This is a genomic window from Paenibacillus baimaensis, assembly GCF_025567575.1.
On record NZ_JAOQIO010000088.1, the window covers coordinates 12,039 to 30,298 of the forward strand.

Genomic DNA, 18,260 nt, shown 5'->3' on the forward strand with positions numbered 1-18,260 from the left:
CAGATGAATCATGTGATACACTCGACGGCGGGGCTTTAAGGAGGACCGAATAAGTGGGAGCTATTGAGTATGAGCAACCCCATGTAAGACGATCATCCAGCATGTCCTTCGCATTGCGATGGAAGCATGAAAACTTGCGTTTGATTTCGATCGTTTCACTGATTTCAATCGCTATCGCTTTCATGTTTTTAATGATGTTATACGGCACGGCTACCAAGCGGGTATCTGTGGTTGTCAATGGACAAGAATCAGTTGTGTATACGAAGCAATGGATTCTGCAACGTTTACTGGATGAACAGGGGATTTCTATTGGAGAGCATGATCGTCTCTCCGCATCGCTGGATGCAAAGGTGAATACGGGCGACCGGATTGCCATTGACCATGCGAAACCGTTACAGCTTACAGCTGACGGAGAAGTAAAAACCTTCTACACAGTGGCCAAAACTGTAGGAAGCGCTTTGCAGGAATTTCAAGTCTCGATCGGAGAGCTTGATAAGGTGAGTCCTGCGCTTGACACTGAATTATCTGAAACCGGTGTAGTTCAAATTGTTCGCGTTAAGAAAGAAAAAGAAGAGTTCTCGGAAAAGATAGCCTTTGATGTTGAGAAGCAAAGCGATGCGCAGCTCCCTAAAGGCAAGGAACAGATTGTACAAGAGGGTCAAGAGGGCGTAATTGTAAAAACAAAAGAGAAGTTGTTTGAGGATGGAAAGCTGGTATCAGAAGCAGTAGTGGATGAAAAGGTTCAATCCGAGCGTGTTAACAAAATTGTGGCAATAGGTACAAAAAATCCGGTTACGGTTTTATCTGCTTCTTCACCGAGCATTCAGGAATTATCCAAGAGTGGTTTGAAATTTAACGTAAAACAGGTTATAAATAATGTGACCCTGACTGCTTATTCAGCTGGTGTATCATCGACTGGCAAGAGCAGCGAGCACCCGCAATATGGGCTCACTGCGACAGGTACGAGAGTAATGGAAGGTCGAACGATTGCGGTGGATCCCACAGTGATTCCACTTGGCTGGTGGATATATATAGACGGGCTTGGATTCCGCAGAGCAGAGGATATTGGTAGTGCAGTCAAGGGGAACAAAATCGATGTTTATTTTGATAGCAACGATTATGCGAACCGCTTTGGCATGAAGCGAGGAAATACTATCTATGTAATCGGACCAAACAAGCCAACGTCAGACTAACAGTCGGCAATTGGGGCAGACTCATCATATATAGCATTACAGGAAGAGAAGAGGAATCCCTCTTCTTTTTTCTGCTTTGAAAGGTAAGGTGCAGGTGTGATTAAAGAAATGATTGTGGTAGAGGGGAAAGACGATACAACGGCAATCAAACGCGCTGTTGATGCCGAAACGATCGAGACCGGAGGTTCTGCGATTAACAAGGATACTATCCGGCGGATCAAGCTGGCACAGCAGCGGCGGGGAGTCATTGTGTTTACCGATCCTGACCACGCGGGGGAACGAATTCGCAAGATCATTACAGCTCAGGTTCCGGGATGCAAGCACGCCTTTATTACGCGAGAGGATGCGACCAGCAAAGGGGACATAGGAGTCGAGAATGCGTCGGTCGATACGATACGGAAAGCGCTAGAGAACGTGCGTACCGATTATGAAGCGGCGGAGTCGGATATTACACTGGAGGACCTGATAGCAGCGGGACTCATCGTTCATCCCCAAGCAGCGGCGAGACGCATGGAGATGGGCAAGCGGCTTGGCATAGGCTACTGCAATGGCAAACAGTTCTACAACCGCTGTCGGATGTTTCGAATCACACGTGAAGAATTTGCAGCTGCCTGGCAGCAACTTGAACAAGAAGAGGGCTGAAGGATGGATACGAACCAACGGACAGAGCAAGAGGATATTGCCTCACCAAAAAGAACAAATGATTTACTGAAAAAACATAGCCTTGTATTAAAAAAGAGCTTGGGTCAGAATTTTTTGGTGGACCCTAACATTCTACATAAGATCGTAAGTTCGGCAGATCTGGATGTAAATAAAGGTGTATTGGAGATCGGTCCTGGTGTCGGAGCTTTGACTCAACAGCTTGCCAAGAAAGCGGGTAAGGTTGTCGCTATCGAGATTGATCAAAGACTGCTCCCATTGCTCACGGAAACCTTGGCGGGGTACGCTCATGCGAGCGTTATTCATGGCGATATATTGAAGGTCGACCTGCAGGCCTTATTTCAAGAACAGTTTAAGGACTTTGCACAAGTAAGTGTTGTGGCCAATCTTCCTTATTACATCACAACGCCGATTATCATGAAGCTGCTGGAAGAGAAGCTGCCTCTCGAGTATATCGTCGTCATGATTCAAAAGGAGGTAGCCAGTCGGATGTCAGCCAAACCGGGTGGCAAGGAATATGGAAGCCTGAGTATAGCTGTTCAGTACTACTGCGAGCCTGAGGTCGTCACGATTGTACCCAAAACCGTGTTTATCCCTCAACCGAACGTAGATTCAGCTGTTATCAGACTGAAAGTGCGTCAGAAGCCGGCTGTCGAGGTCGAGGATGAGGTTTTCTTTTTTGAGGTGGTCCAGGCATCGTTCGTTCAACGCAGGAAAACCATCTATAACAATCTGGCAGTCCGCTATTTCACAAAAGAAACCAAGGGGCAGCTGGAGGCTATATTGCTGGAGGCTGGCATTGACCCTGTGAGACGCGGTGAAACGCTGTCTATGGAGGAGTATGCCCGTTTAAGCAGTTGTTTGTCCAAGGCACTGGGCAGAGCGTAAATCGCCTGTATTGTGACCCTGCTCGGTATTCACCAATGGCTAAGGAGCGCCATAAGATACACGAGGAGGCGATTGCCCATGAAACAGGGAGATCTGGTTACTCGTAGATCTTATGATAATGATATTGTGTTTAAAATTCAGGACGTTATACAGCGGCAGGCTCTCCTAAGAGGAGTGGATTATCGTTTGCTTGCTGATGCGCCTCTGAGTGACCTGCTAAGTGCCCCACAGCTGGATTCATATCCGCCCGCAAGTAGAGTGCATCCCCCTTGGATGGACATGATTCGCAGTAATGAGGTTCAACAAATGTTATTGCCTTCAATGGATTCGCATGGGGCGAAGGCAGCGCCTAATGAGAGCATAGCTATGAGATATTTTGAAATACCGGGCAAAGTGCTGCACTTGGACGGAGATCCCGCTTACTTACGAAAATGCATGAACCTGTATGGTGAGCTCAGGGTGCCAGCAGAAGGCTTTTATGTGTCCGAGATCAAGATGGCTGAGGCCTTGTACCGCTTACTGCCGCAAACGAAGCCGGATATTCTCGTCATTACAGGTCATGATGGCATTCTCAAAAATCGCAGAAGTGATATGAACCAGCTGGGTAGCTACAAAAACTCTTATCATTTCGTTCAGGCGGTCAAGGTGGCCAGACAATATGAGAAAAACAAGGATGAGTTGACCATTATTGCCGGGGCCTGTCAATCCCATTTTGAAGCGCTGCTGCAGGCAGGTGCAAATTATGCCAGCTCACCGGCCCGTGTGCTTATTCATGCGCTAGATCCGCTCTGTGTGGCAGCTAAGGTTGCCTTTACCCCGATTCGTGATACTGTTAATGTGGCAGGTGTTATAGGCTTGACCCATAGCGGCTTTGAGGGAATGGGCGGCATTGAGTCGCGCGGCAGCTTTCGCAGAGGAGTTCCTCAATTTCAATAGGACGGTTGACCAGAACGCCTTAGGGCGTTTTTTCTTTGGGCAATTATTTGGAGTAACCATACAGAATAGTGTCTTCCAATACAATTTTGACATTTCTGTGAACGGTATTAAACTTTTATTCACCTAAAATTGACTCATTTAAGCAAAAATGCCGTTGACAATAGCTTTGGACCACTGCTATAATATTTAACCCTCATTTGACATAACCCCTTTAATGCGGTATACTTTAGTAAGAAAGAGGTGGAGTGGTCAAATGGCTAAAAATGCGCTGTTGGATATCAAACGCAGTTTGGAACCTCATGTCGGACAAAAAATCATGTTAAGAGCAAATGGTGGTCGCCGTAAAACGATTGAACGTTCCGGTGTGTTAGAAGAAACCTACCCATCTGTTTTTATTGTGAAGCTTGATCAGGAACAAAATGCCTTTAAACGTGTTTCTTACAGTTATGCAGACATACTCACTGAATCTGTTGAGGTTACGGTGTGTCAGGCTGATGGAGAACTACGGATTGCTATACATCAATAATTACATAAACAGCATGCCCCTGGCGGGTGTGCTGTTTTTTGTTACAGTGGATCGTATGAGAGCGGGGCAACGCGGGGATACTACAATCATCTTACCGAAAGGAAGGGTTCGTATGTCACGCAGAGGCCGAAGCCGTGGAGTTATGTCTGAAGGGTTTAAGTACGAGCTTGCAAAGGACTTAGGATTTTATGAAACCGTACAGCGGGAAGGCTGGGGCGGTATACGTACTAAGGACGCGGGAAATATGGTGAAAAGGGCGATTCAGATTGCAGAGCAGGCTTTAAAGCAGCAATCACAGCCTCCGTTCAGGTGATCTCACAGCGATTCTATCCAGGCTGAAGCATGCATTAAGCGGCTTTAGCTTTTTTTTGTTCGTTTTTTGGTATAGTATAAACATATAGAAGCATAGAGCCGCAAAGAAGGTGTCGTAATGAAGGTTTTTGAGAAGGCTCCGGCCAAAATTAATTTATTACTGGATGTTTTGCGCAAGCGCGACGATGGATATCATGAGGTTGAAATGATTATGACGATGGTCGATCTGTCCGACAGAATAGAGATGCAGGAACTGCCTCGCGATACGATTATCATTTCCAGTCAAGCTGGCTACATACCGCTGGATGAGAAGAATTTGGCGTTTCAAGCGGCTCGGTTGATTAAGGACCGTTATGATGTGAAGCAAGGTGTTTACATACATTTGGATAAAAAGATACCGGTAGCTGCGGGCTTGGCAGGCGGCAGCAGCGATGCGGCAGCCACTCTGCGTGGATTGAACAGATTATGGAAATTAAACATTCCGGCTGAGGAGATGCAGGTTCTGGGAGCTGAGCTGGGCTCGGACGTGCCTTTTTGTGTAACGGGAGGGACAGCGATCGCTCGCGGCCGTGGAGAGAAGCTGGAGCCTATCGAGGCGCCTCCGCAATGCTGGGTTGTGCTAGCGAAGCCTCCGATCAATGTATCGACCTCTGAGATCTACGGAAAGCTGCGTGCCAATCAGATTGCCAACCATCCTTCAGCCTCTGATGTTCTGGAGGCAATTCGGTTAAAGCGGTTTGATTTATTATGTGAGCGGTTGGGCAACGTGCTGGAAGAGGTTACACTGGATCTTTATCCCGAGGTTAGGCAGTTGAAGGAGTGCATGGTCAGATTGGGTGCCGATGGCGTATTGATGTCAGGCAGCGGTCCGACCGTATTCGGACTGGTCTCGAGGGAAGCGAAAGTGGCGAGAATATACAATGGGCTGCGGGGATTTTGCAAGGATGTGTATGCGGTTCGTCTTTTGACCTGATTAGGGGGAAAGCTATCTGCAGAAATGATGAAATGTTAGTTCTATGTTAGAATAATTTTCATGGACATCTTGAATAAATACGTATAAAAATGGTATATTCTCATTATAATATTCGGATTTTAATGAATTTTACCATGAGGGGGTGCACTATGAAAAAAATGAAAAGAAGTGCAAGGTTGGTCGAAATGACGCAATACTTGCTTTTTCGCCCCCATACACTGATTCCTTTAACTACATTTGCCGATAGGTACAATTCAGCAAAGTCTTCAATCAGTGAGGATTTGGCGATCATTAAGGAAGTGTTTGAGGAGGAGCGACTTGGCGATCTGCAAACGCTGGCTGGAGCGGCCGGAGGGGTGAAATTTATTCCTAAGGTTTCGAAAGCGTACTCTTTGCAATTTATCCAAGGGATATGCCGACAATTGGAGCAGCCGGAACGTATCCTGCCCGGCGGGTATATGTATATGTCCGATATCATGGGACAGCCGCTTATTTTAAATGAGGTTGGCAAAATGTTTGCAACAGCATTTGCTGCGAAAGATATCGATGTGGTGATGACCGTTGAAACGAAGGGAATACCGCTTGCATATGCAACAGCGACATTTTTGAATTTACCTGTCGTTATCGTACGACGTGATAATAAGGTGACTGAAGGTTCGGCAGTGAGTATTAACTATGTTTCTGGCTCCAATAAACGGATTCAGACGATGTCCTTGTCGCGTCGGGCGATGAAGGAAGAGTCGCGCGTATTGATTATAGATGATTTTATGCGTGTGGGCGGTACGGTTCATGGCATGATGGATTTATTGCAGGAGTTTAAAGCGACAGTTAAAGGCGTAGGGGTGTTCGTTGAATCCGGTGAGGTGGAAGAGCATCTGGTAGAGGACTATATTTCACTGGCCAAGCTGTCAGGTGTAGATCCGCGGACGAAGCATATAACGGTAGAACCTGGAAACTATTTTTCTGATGGAGAGTGACTTATGACGATATCTTTGAATACAATTGCGACCGATAAAGCACCAGCGGCCATTGGGCCTTATTCACAAGCTGTTCAATTTGGCAATCTATTGTTTACATCCGGACAAATTCCGCTTGGACTTGATGGACAAGTGGTTGAGGGTGGAATCGAAGAGCAGACCCACCAAGTATTTCGCAATCTGGAGGCCGTATTGGCTGAAGGCGGAGCGAGTTTCGATACGGTGATCAAGGCAACCGTTTTCTTAAAGGATATGAATCAGTTTGCAAAGGTGAACGAAATCTACGCAACCTACTTTGGAGCACATAAGCCATCCCGCTCTACCGTGGAAGTAGCCCGTTTACCAAGGGATGTTTTTGTCGAAATAGAACTGATAGCGGCGAGAATTGTCGAATAATTTTTAATTAAATAATTATTTAAAAAAATAGTTAAAATGTTACAAAAAAAAGAAGGATTTAGCACCAAAATGTGGAATTTAAACACCAAGTCTTCTCAAGATGTGAAAAGGTGGTGAACACTAGTGCAAATTACAGACGTAAGACTCCGTCGGGTTAACTCCGAGGGAAGAATGAAAGCCATCGCTTCCATTACCATAGATAACGAATTTGTCGTTCATGACATACGAGTTATTGACGGGAATAACGGGATGTTCGTGGCGATGCCCAGCAAGCGAACACCGGATGGAGAGTTTAGAGATATCGCTCATCCGATTTCTTCAACTACACGCGAAAAAATCCAAGCTGCTGTTCTGGCAGAATACGATTTGGCCGCGTCTGAAACAGAAGAAGAAGCCGTTATCGTTGAAGGAGCATAATACGTATTCCGGGGAGCCTTTCGAGGCTCTCTTTTCTTTTGGTACATATTCATATAAAATTGAAGGCAAAACATGTTCAGGGGAAATGGAGTTGACGGATTTGAGTATTATGGGGATTGTACTTGCAGCTGGGCAAGGTAAGCGGATGAAATCTAAATTATATAAGGTACTTCACAAAGTATGCGGCAAGCCAATGGTGGGCCATGTGGTTAGTGCCCTGGAGCAGATAGATGCAAAACGGAAGGTCGTAGTTGTCGGACATGGAGCCGATTCCGTAAAATCATACTTGGGTGAACGTGTTGAGTATGCGATGCAGGAGCAGCAGCTCGGTACCGGGCACGCTGTTCTTCAAGCAAAGGCACTATTGGGCGAAGAAGACGGGCTCACCGTCGTTCTGTATGGAGATACGCCGCTAATTACGAATGCGTCCCTACTGGATATGATCAAGTTGCATCAGGAAACAGGTGCGGCGGCAACAGTAATGACCGCGATCATGGAAGATCCTACAGGTCTGGGAAGAATTATTCGCGATTCCAGCGGCAGACTCTCAAGCATTGTCGAGCAGAAGGACTGTAATGATCAGGAGCGGGCTATTAAAGAAATTAATTCAGGCATGTATTGCTTTACGAACCGCAAGCTTTTTGATGCGCTGAATAAAGTAACGAATCAAAACGCGCAAGGGGAATATTATTTAACGGATGTTATTGGTATTTTGGTCGGCGATAATGAAATCGTTCAGGCTTACTGTACCCATGACGCTATGGAAACACTGGGTGTGAATGATAAGGTGCAGTTGTCTGAAGCCGAGCGGATCATGCGTGCGCGAATTAACAACAAACATATGCTAGCCGGGGTTACATTGCTGGATCCGTTAACCACCTATATCGAGACAGATGTACAAATCGGTGCCGATACGATTGTGGCGCCAGGCAGTGTTATTCGAGGCAATACGGTGATCGGAGAGGATTGCTACATTGGCCCACAAGCTGATATTACGGATAGTACGATAGCTGACGGTGTTCAGGTCAAGTATGCAGTGCTGTCGGAGGCTGAGGTGGGGAACGCAACGGCAATTGGACCTTATGCTTACTTGCGACCGGGTGCGAAGCTGGGATCGAATGTGAAGATCGGCGATTTTGTCGAGATCAAGAATGCGACCTTGGCTGATGACGTTAAAGTTTCCCATCTGAGCTATATTGGGGATGCCATCGTGGGGAAAAATGTGAATTTTGGCTGCGGCGCGATCACGGTTAATTATGATGGATTCAATAAACAATTGACTGAGGTCGGCGAGGATGCCTTTATCGGAAGCAACGTGAACTTGATCGCTCCACTAAAAATCGGCAAGGGTGCCTATGTCGTAGCTGGCTCAACAATTACACACGACGTGGAGCCCAACGATGTTGCTATTGCGCGTGAACGTCAGGTCAACAAAGCAGGCTATGCGGCCAAGCTGAGAAGCAAATTCAGCGAGAAGAAGCAGCAGACCAAATCCTGAGTAAACGATGATACAGAATTGTTAGCATATGTGTTGTTGGGATGGAATCGACAACGGGTGTTTGATTTTCTTTGATTTGGGGTAATGTAATAGCATATCCGCAAAATCATCGAAATTTGAAGGGGGCACAACCCGTGGTATTAGCATTGAAAGCAGAAGCACGGAGAGGTACAACCAAGTCTGAGCGCAAGGGATTGCGGTCAAATGGAAAAATTCCCGGTGTTATATACGGCTCGAACATTACAAGTCAGGCTATAGCGATAGAAGAAAAGCAATTATTGGCGTTGCTTCGTTCTCACCCTAATGCGATTGTTGAAATGGACGTGCCTGAATTAGGCAAACAGTCTGTGATGATCAACGAAGTTCAACGCGATCCGATTTCTAGATTTGTGACCCATGTTGATTTTCATCAAATCAATATGAATGAGCCAGTTACAGCAACCGTTCGTCTGGATTTTCATGGCGACTCGATTGGTGTGAGAGAAGGCGGTATTCTGCAAATCCAGCATCATGAAATTTCGATTCGTTGTTTACCCGATGACCTTCCGGAATCTATAGTAGTGGATATCAGTGAATTGGAAGTGGGCAAAAACATTCTGGTGTCCGAGCTGAAGCTATCGAATAAGCTGGAGATCAAAACCGACGAGCATGATGTGCTCGTATCGATTCTGGCTCCTCAGAAAGCAGAGGAAGAAGTGGAAGCAGATACCACTGAGGCATCTGGCGCTGCTGCAGAGGCTGCGGATTCCAAAGTTGAGGATGATAAGTAATCGATTGTAACCATCGTTAAATTTAGAAGCGTATCGAATCGTTATTCGATGCGCTTTTTTTGCACTCTTTTCCAGAGAGATTAAGATGTTTTTATAAAAGGACAAGCTGGCACGCTGCAAAATGGTGTTCGGTTTGTGGTATGATATATATAAGATATTTGGAAAGCTTGGCAGTCTGGAAGGGGCGCATAACAAGAGTGAAGTGGATTGTAGGTTTAGGTAATCCGGGTACTCCCTATCAATCGACCCGTCATAATATAGGTTTTATGGCTGTGGATCGTTTTGCGGAAAAGCACGGGATCAAAGTAACACAAAGCAAATGCAAGGCACTGCTTGGTGAAGGCAATGTGAACGGTACAAAGGTATATTTGATCAAGCCGATGACGTATATGAATTTGTCTGGCGAATCGATACGGGCATTTATGGATTTTTTTAAAGCTCCGATTGAGGATTTTATCGTCATTTATGATGATCTGGATACTCCATTTGGGCAAATCAGGCTGCGTTATCAAGGAAGTGCCGGTGGGCACAACGGAATTAAATCGACGATTCAGCATTTGGGAACCCAGTCCTTTAACCGGATTCGGATGGGAATTAATCGCCCTTTACCGGGCTATAATATTGCAGATTATGTACTGTCTTCTTTTTCCAAGGAAGAGGTCAAATCGATGCCTCAGCTGCTGGATACGACCTGTGAGGCTATGGAGTACGCTTTGGGAAATCCTTTTGAAAAAACGATGGCCAAGTTTAACGTATAGTCGGTGTGATGAAGGCTAGCATTTTCCTTTTTGGGTCATAATGAATGAAAAGGAGGTGTTCGCTTTGACTGTTACTTATATTTGCCGTCACTGCCAAACATTAATTGGTGAACTGCCCCAGCAGCAGGTGAATGAACAGTTGTTGGGTTTCCATTTCTTGACCCCTGAGGAGCGTCAGAGTATAATATCGTATAGCCCGAATGGTGATGTCAAGGTCAAAGTAATTTGTGATTATTGTAAAGAGGCTTTGGACAGCAATCCGGAGTTAGCTTTGATAGTGAGTCCATTGCAGTAATTGACCTGGATTCAAGATCCACACGACAAACAAATGTAGTTGATACCGGCCTAGGCTTGAAAGTCTAGGCTTTTTTCAAATATCAGAACGATGTCTCGTGCCATGCTCAGGGCAATGATGAAGGACTTAAAGATTTCACATATGGCTTATCAAGGGGCCTCACCCGCAACTGGTGAAGCTCCTTATCCCCGTTTGCGGAGGATTTTGAAATAGGTATATGGGTTTAAATGGGTGAGAGGGGTGTACCGTTTTGCAGGCTTTAATACAAGCATTCTCCGCGGATCCTGATTTACAAAGTATCGTTTCGGGCGTTCGCTCGGGGATGAAGGAGCAATTATTATCCGGCTTGTCCGGATCCTCACGGCAGGTTATGCTGGCAGCCGTGTACGAGGAGCTTCAGCGGCCCTTGTTTATTGTCACGCACAATATGTTTTCCGCGCAAAAAATATTTGAAGACTTGATAGAGTGCTTGCCCAGTGACAAGGTGCTGCTATTTCCAGCCCAGGAGCTGTTGGCTGCTGAGACAGCCGTAGCGAGTCCAGAGATGCTTGCACAGCGGATTGATGCGTTGACGAGGCTTGCGGCAGATTTCCACGGCATCGTGGTTGTACCTTATGCCGGGATGCGACGGGTGCTGCCATACAAGGAAGACGTTGCAGCAGCCCGGATCACGATTCGAGTCGGTCAGCAAATCCCCATGGACGAACTGATTGTTCGTATGATCGGTCTTGGCTATGAGCGTGTGGAAAGAGTTGAAGCCAAGGGAGAAATGAGTGTCCGTGGGGGCATTATTGATTTTTATCCGTTATCTTCGCCTCAGCCGTATCGTATTGAAATGTTTGATGTTGAAATTGATTCGATTCGCAGCTTTGATATAGCGGACCAACGTTCGATTGATAAATTGAATGAGCTGGTCATAACGCCATGCCGTGAGATTGTTGCCGATGGAAAACGTTTACAAGACTCAGCTCAGCATGCGTCGGACCTTTTGCAGGCGCAGCTGGATAAAATGTCCGACCGCAATGCAAAGGATCGGCTGCTTGAGGGTGTTGGACATGAAATCGAAATGATGCGGGAAGGCAGCTTTTTCCCCGGCTTGTTCAAATATGTTTCTTTACTGTATCCAGAGCGTAAAACCTTATTGGATTACATGCCGCAAGACTCGATTCTGCTCATAGACGAGCCAGCTCGTTTACTGGAAACAGCCAAACAGCTTGAGCGCGATGAGGCGGAATGGATGACGATGTCACTGCAGGATGGAAAAAGCATCCCAGCCCTTATTATTTCCAAGCCATATGAAACGTTACTGCAGCGCAAGCCGTATCCGACCTTATATATGTCCTTGTTCCTGCGCCAGGTGCCGCAAACACAGCCGCAAAATATTGTTAATTTCATGTGCAGGGTGATGCAAAATTTTCACGGCCAAATGAATGTGCTCAAAAACGAGATGGAGCGCTGGAAAAAGTCTAACGCCAAGGTGCTCATACTGGCCAATGGCGAGGAGCGTGTGGAGCGGGTGCGCCGTGTATTGGCGGACTATCACATCGATGAGCCGACGATTCTTAATGGCAATCTGCAGACCGGGTTCGAGCTGCCTAATATTCATTTGGTTGTTATTACCGAAGGTGAAATGTTCACCCAGAAGCAGCGCAAAGTACGTAAGGTTGATAAGAAGATTGAAAATGCCGAGCGCATTAAGAGCTACCAGGAGCTGAAGCTGGGAGATTACGTTGTCCATGTCAATCATGGTATCGGTAAATTTGTAGGTATAGGGACCCTGGAAGTTGGCGGTATTCACAAGGATTATCTGCATATTTTGTATGCGGGTGGCGACAAGCTGTCAGTGCCTATCGACCAAATTGATTTGATTCAGAAGTATGTTGGCTCTGAGGAGAAGGAACCGAAGGTTTATAAACTGGGCGGTGCGGACTGGAATCGTGTGAAAAGCAAGGCGCGTTCCTCTGTAGAGGATATCGCTGATGATCTGATCAAGCTCTATGCGGAGCGTCAGGCTACGACAGGTTACGGATTTAATCCCGACAGCACCTATCAACAGGAATTTGAAGGTATGTTTCCTTATGAAGAAACGTCGGATCAACTGCGGGCTATTAGTGAAATCAAGGAAGATATGGAGAAACCGCGGCCTATGGATCGACTGCTATGCGGCGATGTTGGGTACGGGAAGACCGAGGTCGCCATTCGAGCAGCCTTTAAATCAGCAATCGACGGCAAGCAAGTGGCCGTACTGGTACCAACAACTATTTTGGCACAGCAGCATTATGAGACCTTCCGTGAGCGTTTCTCGGGTTATCCTTTCAATATTCAGGTATTGAGCCGTTTCCGTTCCAAGAAGGATCAAGCGGAGACGATGAAGGGAGTTAAAGCTGGAACTGTTGATATTGTTATCGGGACGCACCGCTTGCTATCGGCTGACGTGAAGTTTAAGGACCTTGGGCTGCTGGTTGTCGATGAAGAACAGCGGTTTGGCGTTTCCCACAAGGAAAAGCTCAAGCGTCTAAAAACGAATGTGGATGTGCTGACATTAACAGCAACGCCGATTCCACGTACGCTGCACATGTCGATGTTGGGTGTCCGTGATTTATCCGTTATCGAGACCCCGCCAGAGAATAGGTTTCCTGTGCAGACATATGTTGTGGAACACAATACAGGACTTGTTCGTGAAGCAATTGAGCGAGAGCTTGCACGTGAAGGACAGGTATACTATTTGTTCAACCGTGTCCAGGGTATCAATCAAATGGCTGAGCAAATCTCGATGCTCGTTCCAGATGCACGAGTGACGGTAGCACATGGCCAAATGTCCGAGCATGAGCTGGAAAAAACAATCCTCGACTTTTTGGATGGAGAGTTCGATGTTCTGGTGTCTACCAGTATTATCGAAACGGGTGTGGACATCCCCAATGTCAATACCCTGATTGTACATGACGCAGACCGGATGGGCTTGTCTCAGCTGTATCAGCTTAGAGGACGCGTAGGACGCTCGAATCGAATTGCGTATGCTTACTTTACGTATCAACGGGACAAAGTATTAACAGAGATCGCTGAAAAGCGGCTGCAGGCTATAAAAGAGTTTACAGAACTTGGATCAGGGTTTAAAATTGCGATGAGGGATTTGTCCATCCGCGGCGCAGGCAATTTACTCGGTTCGGAGCAGCATGGTTTTATTGCCTCGGTTGGTTTCGATTTGTATTCACAAATGCTGGGTGAGGAAATCGCCAAGCGTAAGCATGAAATTACTGGTGAAGCGCCTGTGGTCCAAAAGCCGTGGTCAACCGTATTGGATATACAATTAGATGCGTACATTCCTGGGGATTATATTTATGATAGTGTACAAAAAATTGAAATTTACAAAAAGGTAGCGGCTCTCAAAACGTTAGATGAAGTTGCCGAGCTGCACGACGAGCTTGTAGACCGTTTTGGCGATCTGCCGCAGGCGGTGCATCATCTGCTTGCTGTTGCCAGATTGAAGGTGTACGGTGCTATGTATGCCATCGAAACGATTTCACAAAAGGCTGCCGATTATGAGATCAAGATTCATGCTGATCAAACTCCTAATCTGGATGGTCAGGCTTTAGCTGCATTGGCAAGTGATTTTGATCAACGATTCAAGCTGATAGCGGGTCCGCAAATTCATATCCAGCTCAAGGGTAAAGGTTTACAGCCAGAAGAATCCATCGATCTGCTCGAAAGGTTTCTGGTACAATATAAGCGAGCTTTGAAATCGAAGGGAGAATTACAGAATGTTATCAATTAAATGGAATCGTGCAAAAAAGGGTTTAATTACTTTAGCGACAGTCATGACAGTAGCGGCAGTAGTCGCAGGCTGTGGAGGGGATAAAGCAGGAACAGGAGCAGCGCCAGCGCCAGCTCCAACGGGGACGCCAGCAACACCAGCAAAGGGTGATGCTAGTGAGGTGCTCGTTACTTATAAAGATGGTGGCAAGGTAACTCGTGGCGAGTTCGATACGTTTGTCAATATTAACACCTTTTTCTATAAGGAATATGCGCAATACAAAGAAGATCCGGCATTTCAGCAGGATATGATGAAGCAGCTGGTTACGTTCAGAGTATTGTCTGCGCGTGCCGATGATAAGGCCAAGGCTGAGGCGGATACAAAAACCAAGCAGCAGGTTGAGCAAATTAACACATATCTTGGTATGCAAGAAGGCGGGATGGAGAAGCAGCTGAAAGACGCTAATCTGAACGCCAAGGATATTGAACAGTTTATTGGACGCAGCATGCTCGCCATTTCGGCCCTTGAATCCAAGGTATCCGAACAGCAGGTAAAAGACGCGTACGACAAGAAACTGGCTGCCGACAAAAACATCTATGATATTGCTACAGTATCCCATATTTTGGTGGGAACTTCGGATGCGGCAACAGGCAAGGAGACCAGAACCAAGGAAGAGGCTATGAAGCGCGCAAAAGAAGTGCAGGACAAGCTGAAAGCTGGCGGTGATTTTGCTGCACTGGCATTGGAATATTCTGACGACCCGGGTTCAAAAGATAAAGGCGGAAAGTACGAAAATGTCGAGCTTTCGATGTGGGTGCCTGAATTTAAGAAGGCTGCAGCTGAGCTGCCAATCAATCAAATCAGCGATCCCGTTGAAACGAGCTATGGCTATCATATTATGAAAGTCGAATCACGTAAGACCAAAACATATGACGAAGTGAAAGAAAGTCTGCGTTCGGAAGCAGCAGAAACCCAAGTGTATGATTTTGTGGAAAAAGAATTGCCGACCTTAATTGAAACCAATACACTGCCGACGCCTACACCACCACCGGCAGCAGCTCCTGCACCAACTGCACCAACTGCACCAGCAGCTCCACCTGCTGAAGCACCAAAAACAGAGGCACCAGCAGCAAAGTAATATATTACCAGGGTACCCCTAAGGGTACCCTGTTTTTATTTCACAATTATGGACATAATGTAAACAACGGCGCCCCAAAGTTACATAGCTGAAAAAAACGGTCGTCTGAATAATAGCCTCACATGCATAAACTGCTGGGAATGAATGAATACTATGGTTACTTAGTCGAATCCCCATTTGATGTTAGGTATAGAACAGATTCAAATCCAGCAGTATTTAACTCCTCAAGGGAAGCGAGGCATCTAGAATCATGAAAGCAACTGGAATTGTTCGTCGTATTGACGATTTAGGCAGAGTGGTTATCCCCAAAGAAATTCGCCGCACGTTACGGATCCGGGAAGGGGACCCGCTGGAAATTTTCGTTGATCGTGATGGGGAAGTGATTTTGAAAAAGTATTCCCCTATCGGTGAATTGGGTGATTTTGCAAAGGAATATGCAGAATCCTTGTACGAAAGCACCAATCATACGACCATGATTACGGATCGGGATAACATCATAGCGGTTTCCGGCGGGTCCAAAAAGGAATATTTGGAAAAACAGGTCGGTCCTCTAGTGGAAGCGTGTATGGAAAATCGTAAGACCACTCTCGAAGGTGAAGCAGGACAATACGAACTGATCAAGGATCTCCATGAAGCCTACTCCTCATATGTAGTAGCGCCTATTATCGCAGGCGGCGATCCGATCGGTGCGGTCATCTTGTTGAATAAAGATGAACAAGTCAAAATGGGGCAAATGGAAACCAAGATGGCAGAAACGGCTGCTGGGTTTTTAGCTAAGCAAATGGAACAATAGGTTGTAAAATAGCTTAAATAACAGGTCCCCTTATTAACGTAGCTTGTTGAGACGTTGGCTAGGGGGCTATTTTTGATGAATGTTAATGTGTTATCGACAGGGGACTTCGGAAGTTTTAGACCAACGAACCGATGAGAGACGGACGCATGCATGTGCTATAATAAGGGGGATTGACGAGACGAAGGGGAAACGGAATGAACAGTAAGCAAAAGCTTCAAGGTACCGAAAAGCCGATGGGATCGATGCTTTTAAAAGGAGCGGTCGTTCTTGGGCTTGCTACAATCGTGTCCAAGCTGATTGGAACCATGCAAAAAATCCCGCTGCAGAACATGGCTGGCGATGCGGTATTCGGTATTTATAATGCGGTATATCCTCTATACATTTTGATATTGTTTTTGGCGACAGCCGGTTTTCCACTTGTTGTGTCCAAGTTTGTATCAGAGCAAGTCGCCATGCAGCAATATGAAGAAGCGCGTCGCGTACTGAGGGTAGCCTCTTACGTATTGATAGTTTCAGGTTTCGTCTGTTTCCTGCTGCTTTTCTTCGGTGCGGATTGGCTGGCGGAGTTGATGGATGCAAAGCAGACGAGTTTGGCGATTCGCAGTGTGTCATTTGCGCTGCTGCTGGTACCGGTTATGTCAGCGCTTCGTGGCTATTATCAAGGTTACCAGAATATGATTCCTACAGCAGTCTCTCAAGTTATCGAGCAAACGGTTCGGGTAGCAACCATGTTTGGTTTACTGCTATTATTTATGCATTGGGGCTACGGAGCTGATTGGATTGCTGCGGGTGCTACCTTCGGATCGGTTACAGGTGCTGCTGCTGGTCTTATCGTTATGCTGGTTTACCACCAAAAGGATAAGCGGAAACACGGCAAACGGGAACAGAGTGATGCAGGACGCCCTATGATTCGTAAAGCAGAACAACCGCACCAATTAGACGATCCGCACACATTGCAGCGTCGGCAAAGCAGGGAAAGCGATTGGATTCTGGTCCGAAGGCTGCTGCTGTACGCACTGCCAATTTGTCTGGGAACGATTTCACTGCCTATTCTAACTTTGGTCGATTCCTTTACATTGCCGCGTTTACTAAAGCTCTATGGGTTGGATGAGACAGGAGCCCTTTATCAATTTGGATTGTATAATCATGGGATGCCGCTTGTACAATTGGTTGCCATGATTGCATCCTCGATGTCGGCAGCTCTTGTTCCCTCCATTGCGGCTGCAAAGCTTCTTTCCGACCCAGAGATTCTGAGAAACCGTGCAAGCGTAGCGCTTCGGTTGACCTGGGTAATCGGATTGGCGGCTGCGGTTGGTTTATCGCTCTTGGCTGAGCCACTGAATCTGATGTTTTACAAAAGCACTGATGGTTCTCTTGCGATGAGCTTTCTTAGCCTTACGGCACTGTTCAGCACGCTTAACATTATCGCAGGCAGTGTGCTGCAGGGATTCGGTGCCGTCGTAGCTCCGGCGCTGTACCTGCTCGCCGCCGCGGCGGCCAAGATCGCGGCGAACGCCGCCCTCGTGCCCCATTGGGGCATCGATGGCGCCGCGCTCGCGGCTGTTGGCGCATACGCGCTCGCAGGCTTGCTGGCGCTCGTGCACGCGCTGCGAGCGACCGGCGTCACGCCGGCGGTCGGCCGTGCCGTGATCAAGCCGCTGCTCTGCGTCGGCTTGATGGCGGCAAGCCTGCTCGCCGTGACGCACGGCTTACCCGCGCTGCTGGGCGCGCTTCCTGTGGCTCTGCCCCCAAGGGGCTCAGCCACAACGGTCGCACTCGCAGGCGTAGCGGTTGGCGCGCTCGTATACATACTCGCGCTGGTTCGTCTCGGCGTTATAAGCGCCGCCGAGCTGGAGCAAATCCCCAAGCTGCGAGGCAAGCCGCTCGCGCTTCTGCGCAAAGTCGGATTGCTGCGCTAAGCGATAAATCCGCTTCGATTCATCCTGAATCAAAGAGCTTTTCATGATTTCAGTTAACGG

Annotated in this window: 18 protein-coding genes; all 18 read left to right on the forward strand. The window is 47.0% G+C overall.

The genetic code is table 11. The features are described 5' to 3' along the window. Positions 1–53 precede the first annotated feature (53 nt). The 18 genes from OB236_RS22330 to OB236_RS22415 all read left to right on the forward strand — a co-directional run bounded on the left by OB236_RS22330 (position 54) and on the right by OB236_RS22415 (position 18,200). On the forward strand, positions 54–1,193 hold the full coding sequence (locus OB236_RS22330) for a 3D domain-containing protein (RefSeq protein ID WP_076237279.1): 1,140 nt from the start codon (positions 54–56) through the stop codon (positions 1,191–1,193). A gap of 96 nt (positions 1,194–1,289) precedes the next feature. After that, on the forward strand, positions 1,290–1,835 hold the full coding sequence (gene rnmV, locus OB236_RS22335; RefSeq protein WP_317259370.1) for a ribonuclease M5: 546 nt from the start codon (positions 1,290–1,292) through the stop codon (positions 1,833–1,835). Positions 1,836–1,838: 3 nt separating this feature from the next. Next, positions 1,839–2,741, forward strand: coding sequence for a 16S rRNA (adenine(1518)-N(6)/adenine(1519)-N(6))-dimethyltransferase RsmA (gene rsmA, locus OB236_RS22340; RefSeq protein WP_262685970.1), 903 nt, complete (start codon positions 1,839–1,841; stop codon positions 2,739–2,741). A 78-nt stretch (positions 2,742–2,819) separates the two neighbouring features. After that, positions 2,820–3,677, forward strand: a complete 858-nt coding sequence (yabG, locus tag OB236_RS22345; RefSeq protein WP_076237285.1) for a sporulation peptidase YabG — start codon at positions 2,820–2,822, stop codon at positions 3,675–3,677. A 253-nt stretch (positions 3,678–3,930) separates the two neighbouring features. Next, positions 3,931–4,203 (forward strand): biofilm formation stimulator Veg, encoded by a 273-nt coding sequence (veg, locus tag OB236_RS22350; protein ID WP_076237287.1) that lies wholly within the window; start codon positions 3,931–3,933, stop codon positions 4,201–4,203. Positions 4,204–4,315: 112 nt separating this feature from the next. Further along, positions 4,316–4,516, forward strand: a complete 201-nt coding sequence (locus OB236_RS22355) for a small, acid-soluble spore protein, alpha/beta type (RefSeq protein ID WP_076237376.1) — start codon at positions 4,316–4,318, stop codon at positions 4,514–4,516. Positions 4,517–4,633: 117 nt separating this feature from the next. Next, positions 4,634–5,488 carry a 4-(cytidine 5'-diphospho)-2-C-methyl-D-erythritol kinase gene (ispE, locus tag OB236_RS22360; protein WP_262685971.1) on the forward strand — a complete coding sequence of 285 codons (855 nt, stop codon included), beginning with the start codon at positions 4,634–4,636 and terminating at the stop codon, positions 5,486–5,488. A 149-nt stretch (positions 5,489–5,637) separates the two neighbouring features. Next, positions 5,638–6,465 carry a pur operon repressor gene (gene purR, locus OB236_RS22365; protein ID WP_076237291.1) on the forward strand — a complete coding sequence of 276 codons (828 nt, stop codon included), beginning with the start codon at positions 5,638–5,640 and terminating at the stop codon, positions 6,463–6,465. A 3-nt stretch (positions 6,466–6,468) separates the two neighbouring features. Then, the gene (locus OB236_RS22370) at positions 6,469–6,861 is read left to right on the forward strand and encodes a RidA family protein (RefSeq protein WP_262685972.1); all 393 of its coding nucleotides are present in this window, start codon (positions 6,469–6,471) and stop codon (positions 6,859–6,861) included. A gap of 123 nt (positions 6,862–6,984) precedes the next feature. After that, positions 6,985–7,278: a septation regulator SpoVG gene (gene spoVG, locus OB236_RS22375; RefSeq protein ID WP_076237295.1), complete on the forward strand. Its 294-nt coding sequence runs from the start codon at positions 6,985–6,987 to the stop codon at positions 7,276–7,278. A 100-nt stretch (positions 7,279–7,378) separates the two neighbouring features. Then, positions 7,379–8,776: a bifunctional UDP-N-acetylglucosamine diphosphorylase/glucosamine-1-phosphate N-acetyltransferase GlmU gene (gene glmU / locus OB236_RS22380; protein ID WP_076237379.1), complete on the forward strand. Its 1,398-nt coding sequence runs from the start codon at positions 7,379–7,381 to the stop codon at positions 8,774–8,776. 134 nt (positions 8,777–8,910) lie between these two features. Beyond that, positions 8,911–9,546, forward strand: coding sequence for a 50S ribosomal protein L25 (locus OB236_RS22385; RefSeq protein ID WP_262685973.1), 636 nt, complete (start codon positions 8,911–8,913; stop codon positions 9,544–9,546). A 197-nt stretch (positions 9,547–9,743) separates the two neighbouring features. Continuing rightward, positions 9,744–10,304 carry an aminoacyl-tRNA hydrolase gene (gene pth, locus OB236_RS22390; protein WP_262685974.1) on the forward strand — a complete coding sequence of 187 codons (561 nt, stop codon included), beginning with the start codon at positions 9,744–9,746 and terminating at the stop codon, positions 10,302–10,304. Between the two features lie 64 nt (positions 10,305–10,368). Continuing rightward, the gene (locus OB236_RS22395; protein WP_262685975.1) at positions 10,369–10,599 is read left to right on the forward strand and encodes an anti-sigma-F factor Fin family protein; all 231 of its coding nucleotides are present in this window, start codon (positions 10,369–10,371) and stop codon (positions 10,597–10,599) included. 250 nt (positions 10,600–10,849) lie between these two features. Further along, positions 10,850–14,371: a transcription-repair coupling factor gene (gene mfd / locus OB236_RS22400; RefSeq protein ID WP_262685976.1), complete on the forward strand. Its 3,522-nt coding sequence runs from the start codon at positions 10,850–10,852 to the stop codon at positions 14,369–14,371. Beyond that, positions 14,358–15,488: a peptidylprolyl isomerase gene (locus OB236_RS22405; RefSeq protein ID WP_262685977.1), complete on the forward strand. Its 1,131-nt coding sequence runs from the start codon at positions 14,358–14,360 to the stop codon at positions 15,486–15,488. Before mfd ends, OB236_RS22405 begins: the two co-directional genes overlap by 14 nt. A gap of 250 nt (positions 15,489–15,738) precedes the next feature. Continuing rightward, positions 15,739–16,281: a stage V sporulation protein T gene (gene spoVT, locus OB236_RS22410; protein WP_076237306.1), complete on the forward strand. Its 543-nt coding sequence runs from the start codon at positions 15,739–15,741 to the stop codon at positions 16,279–16,281. 194 nt (positions 16,282–16,475) lie between these two features. Further along, positions 16,476–18,200 carry a putative polysaccharide biosynthesis protein gene (locus OB236_RS22415; RefSeq protein ID WP_262685978.1) on the forward strand — a complete coding sequence of 575 codons (1,725 nt, stop codon included), beginning with the start codon at positions 16,476–16,478 and terminating at the stop codon, positions 18,198–18,200. The last annotated feature ends 60 nt before the right edge of the window (positions 18,201–18,260 follow it).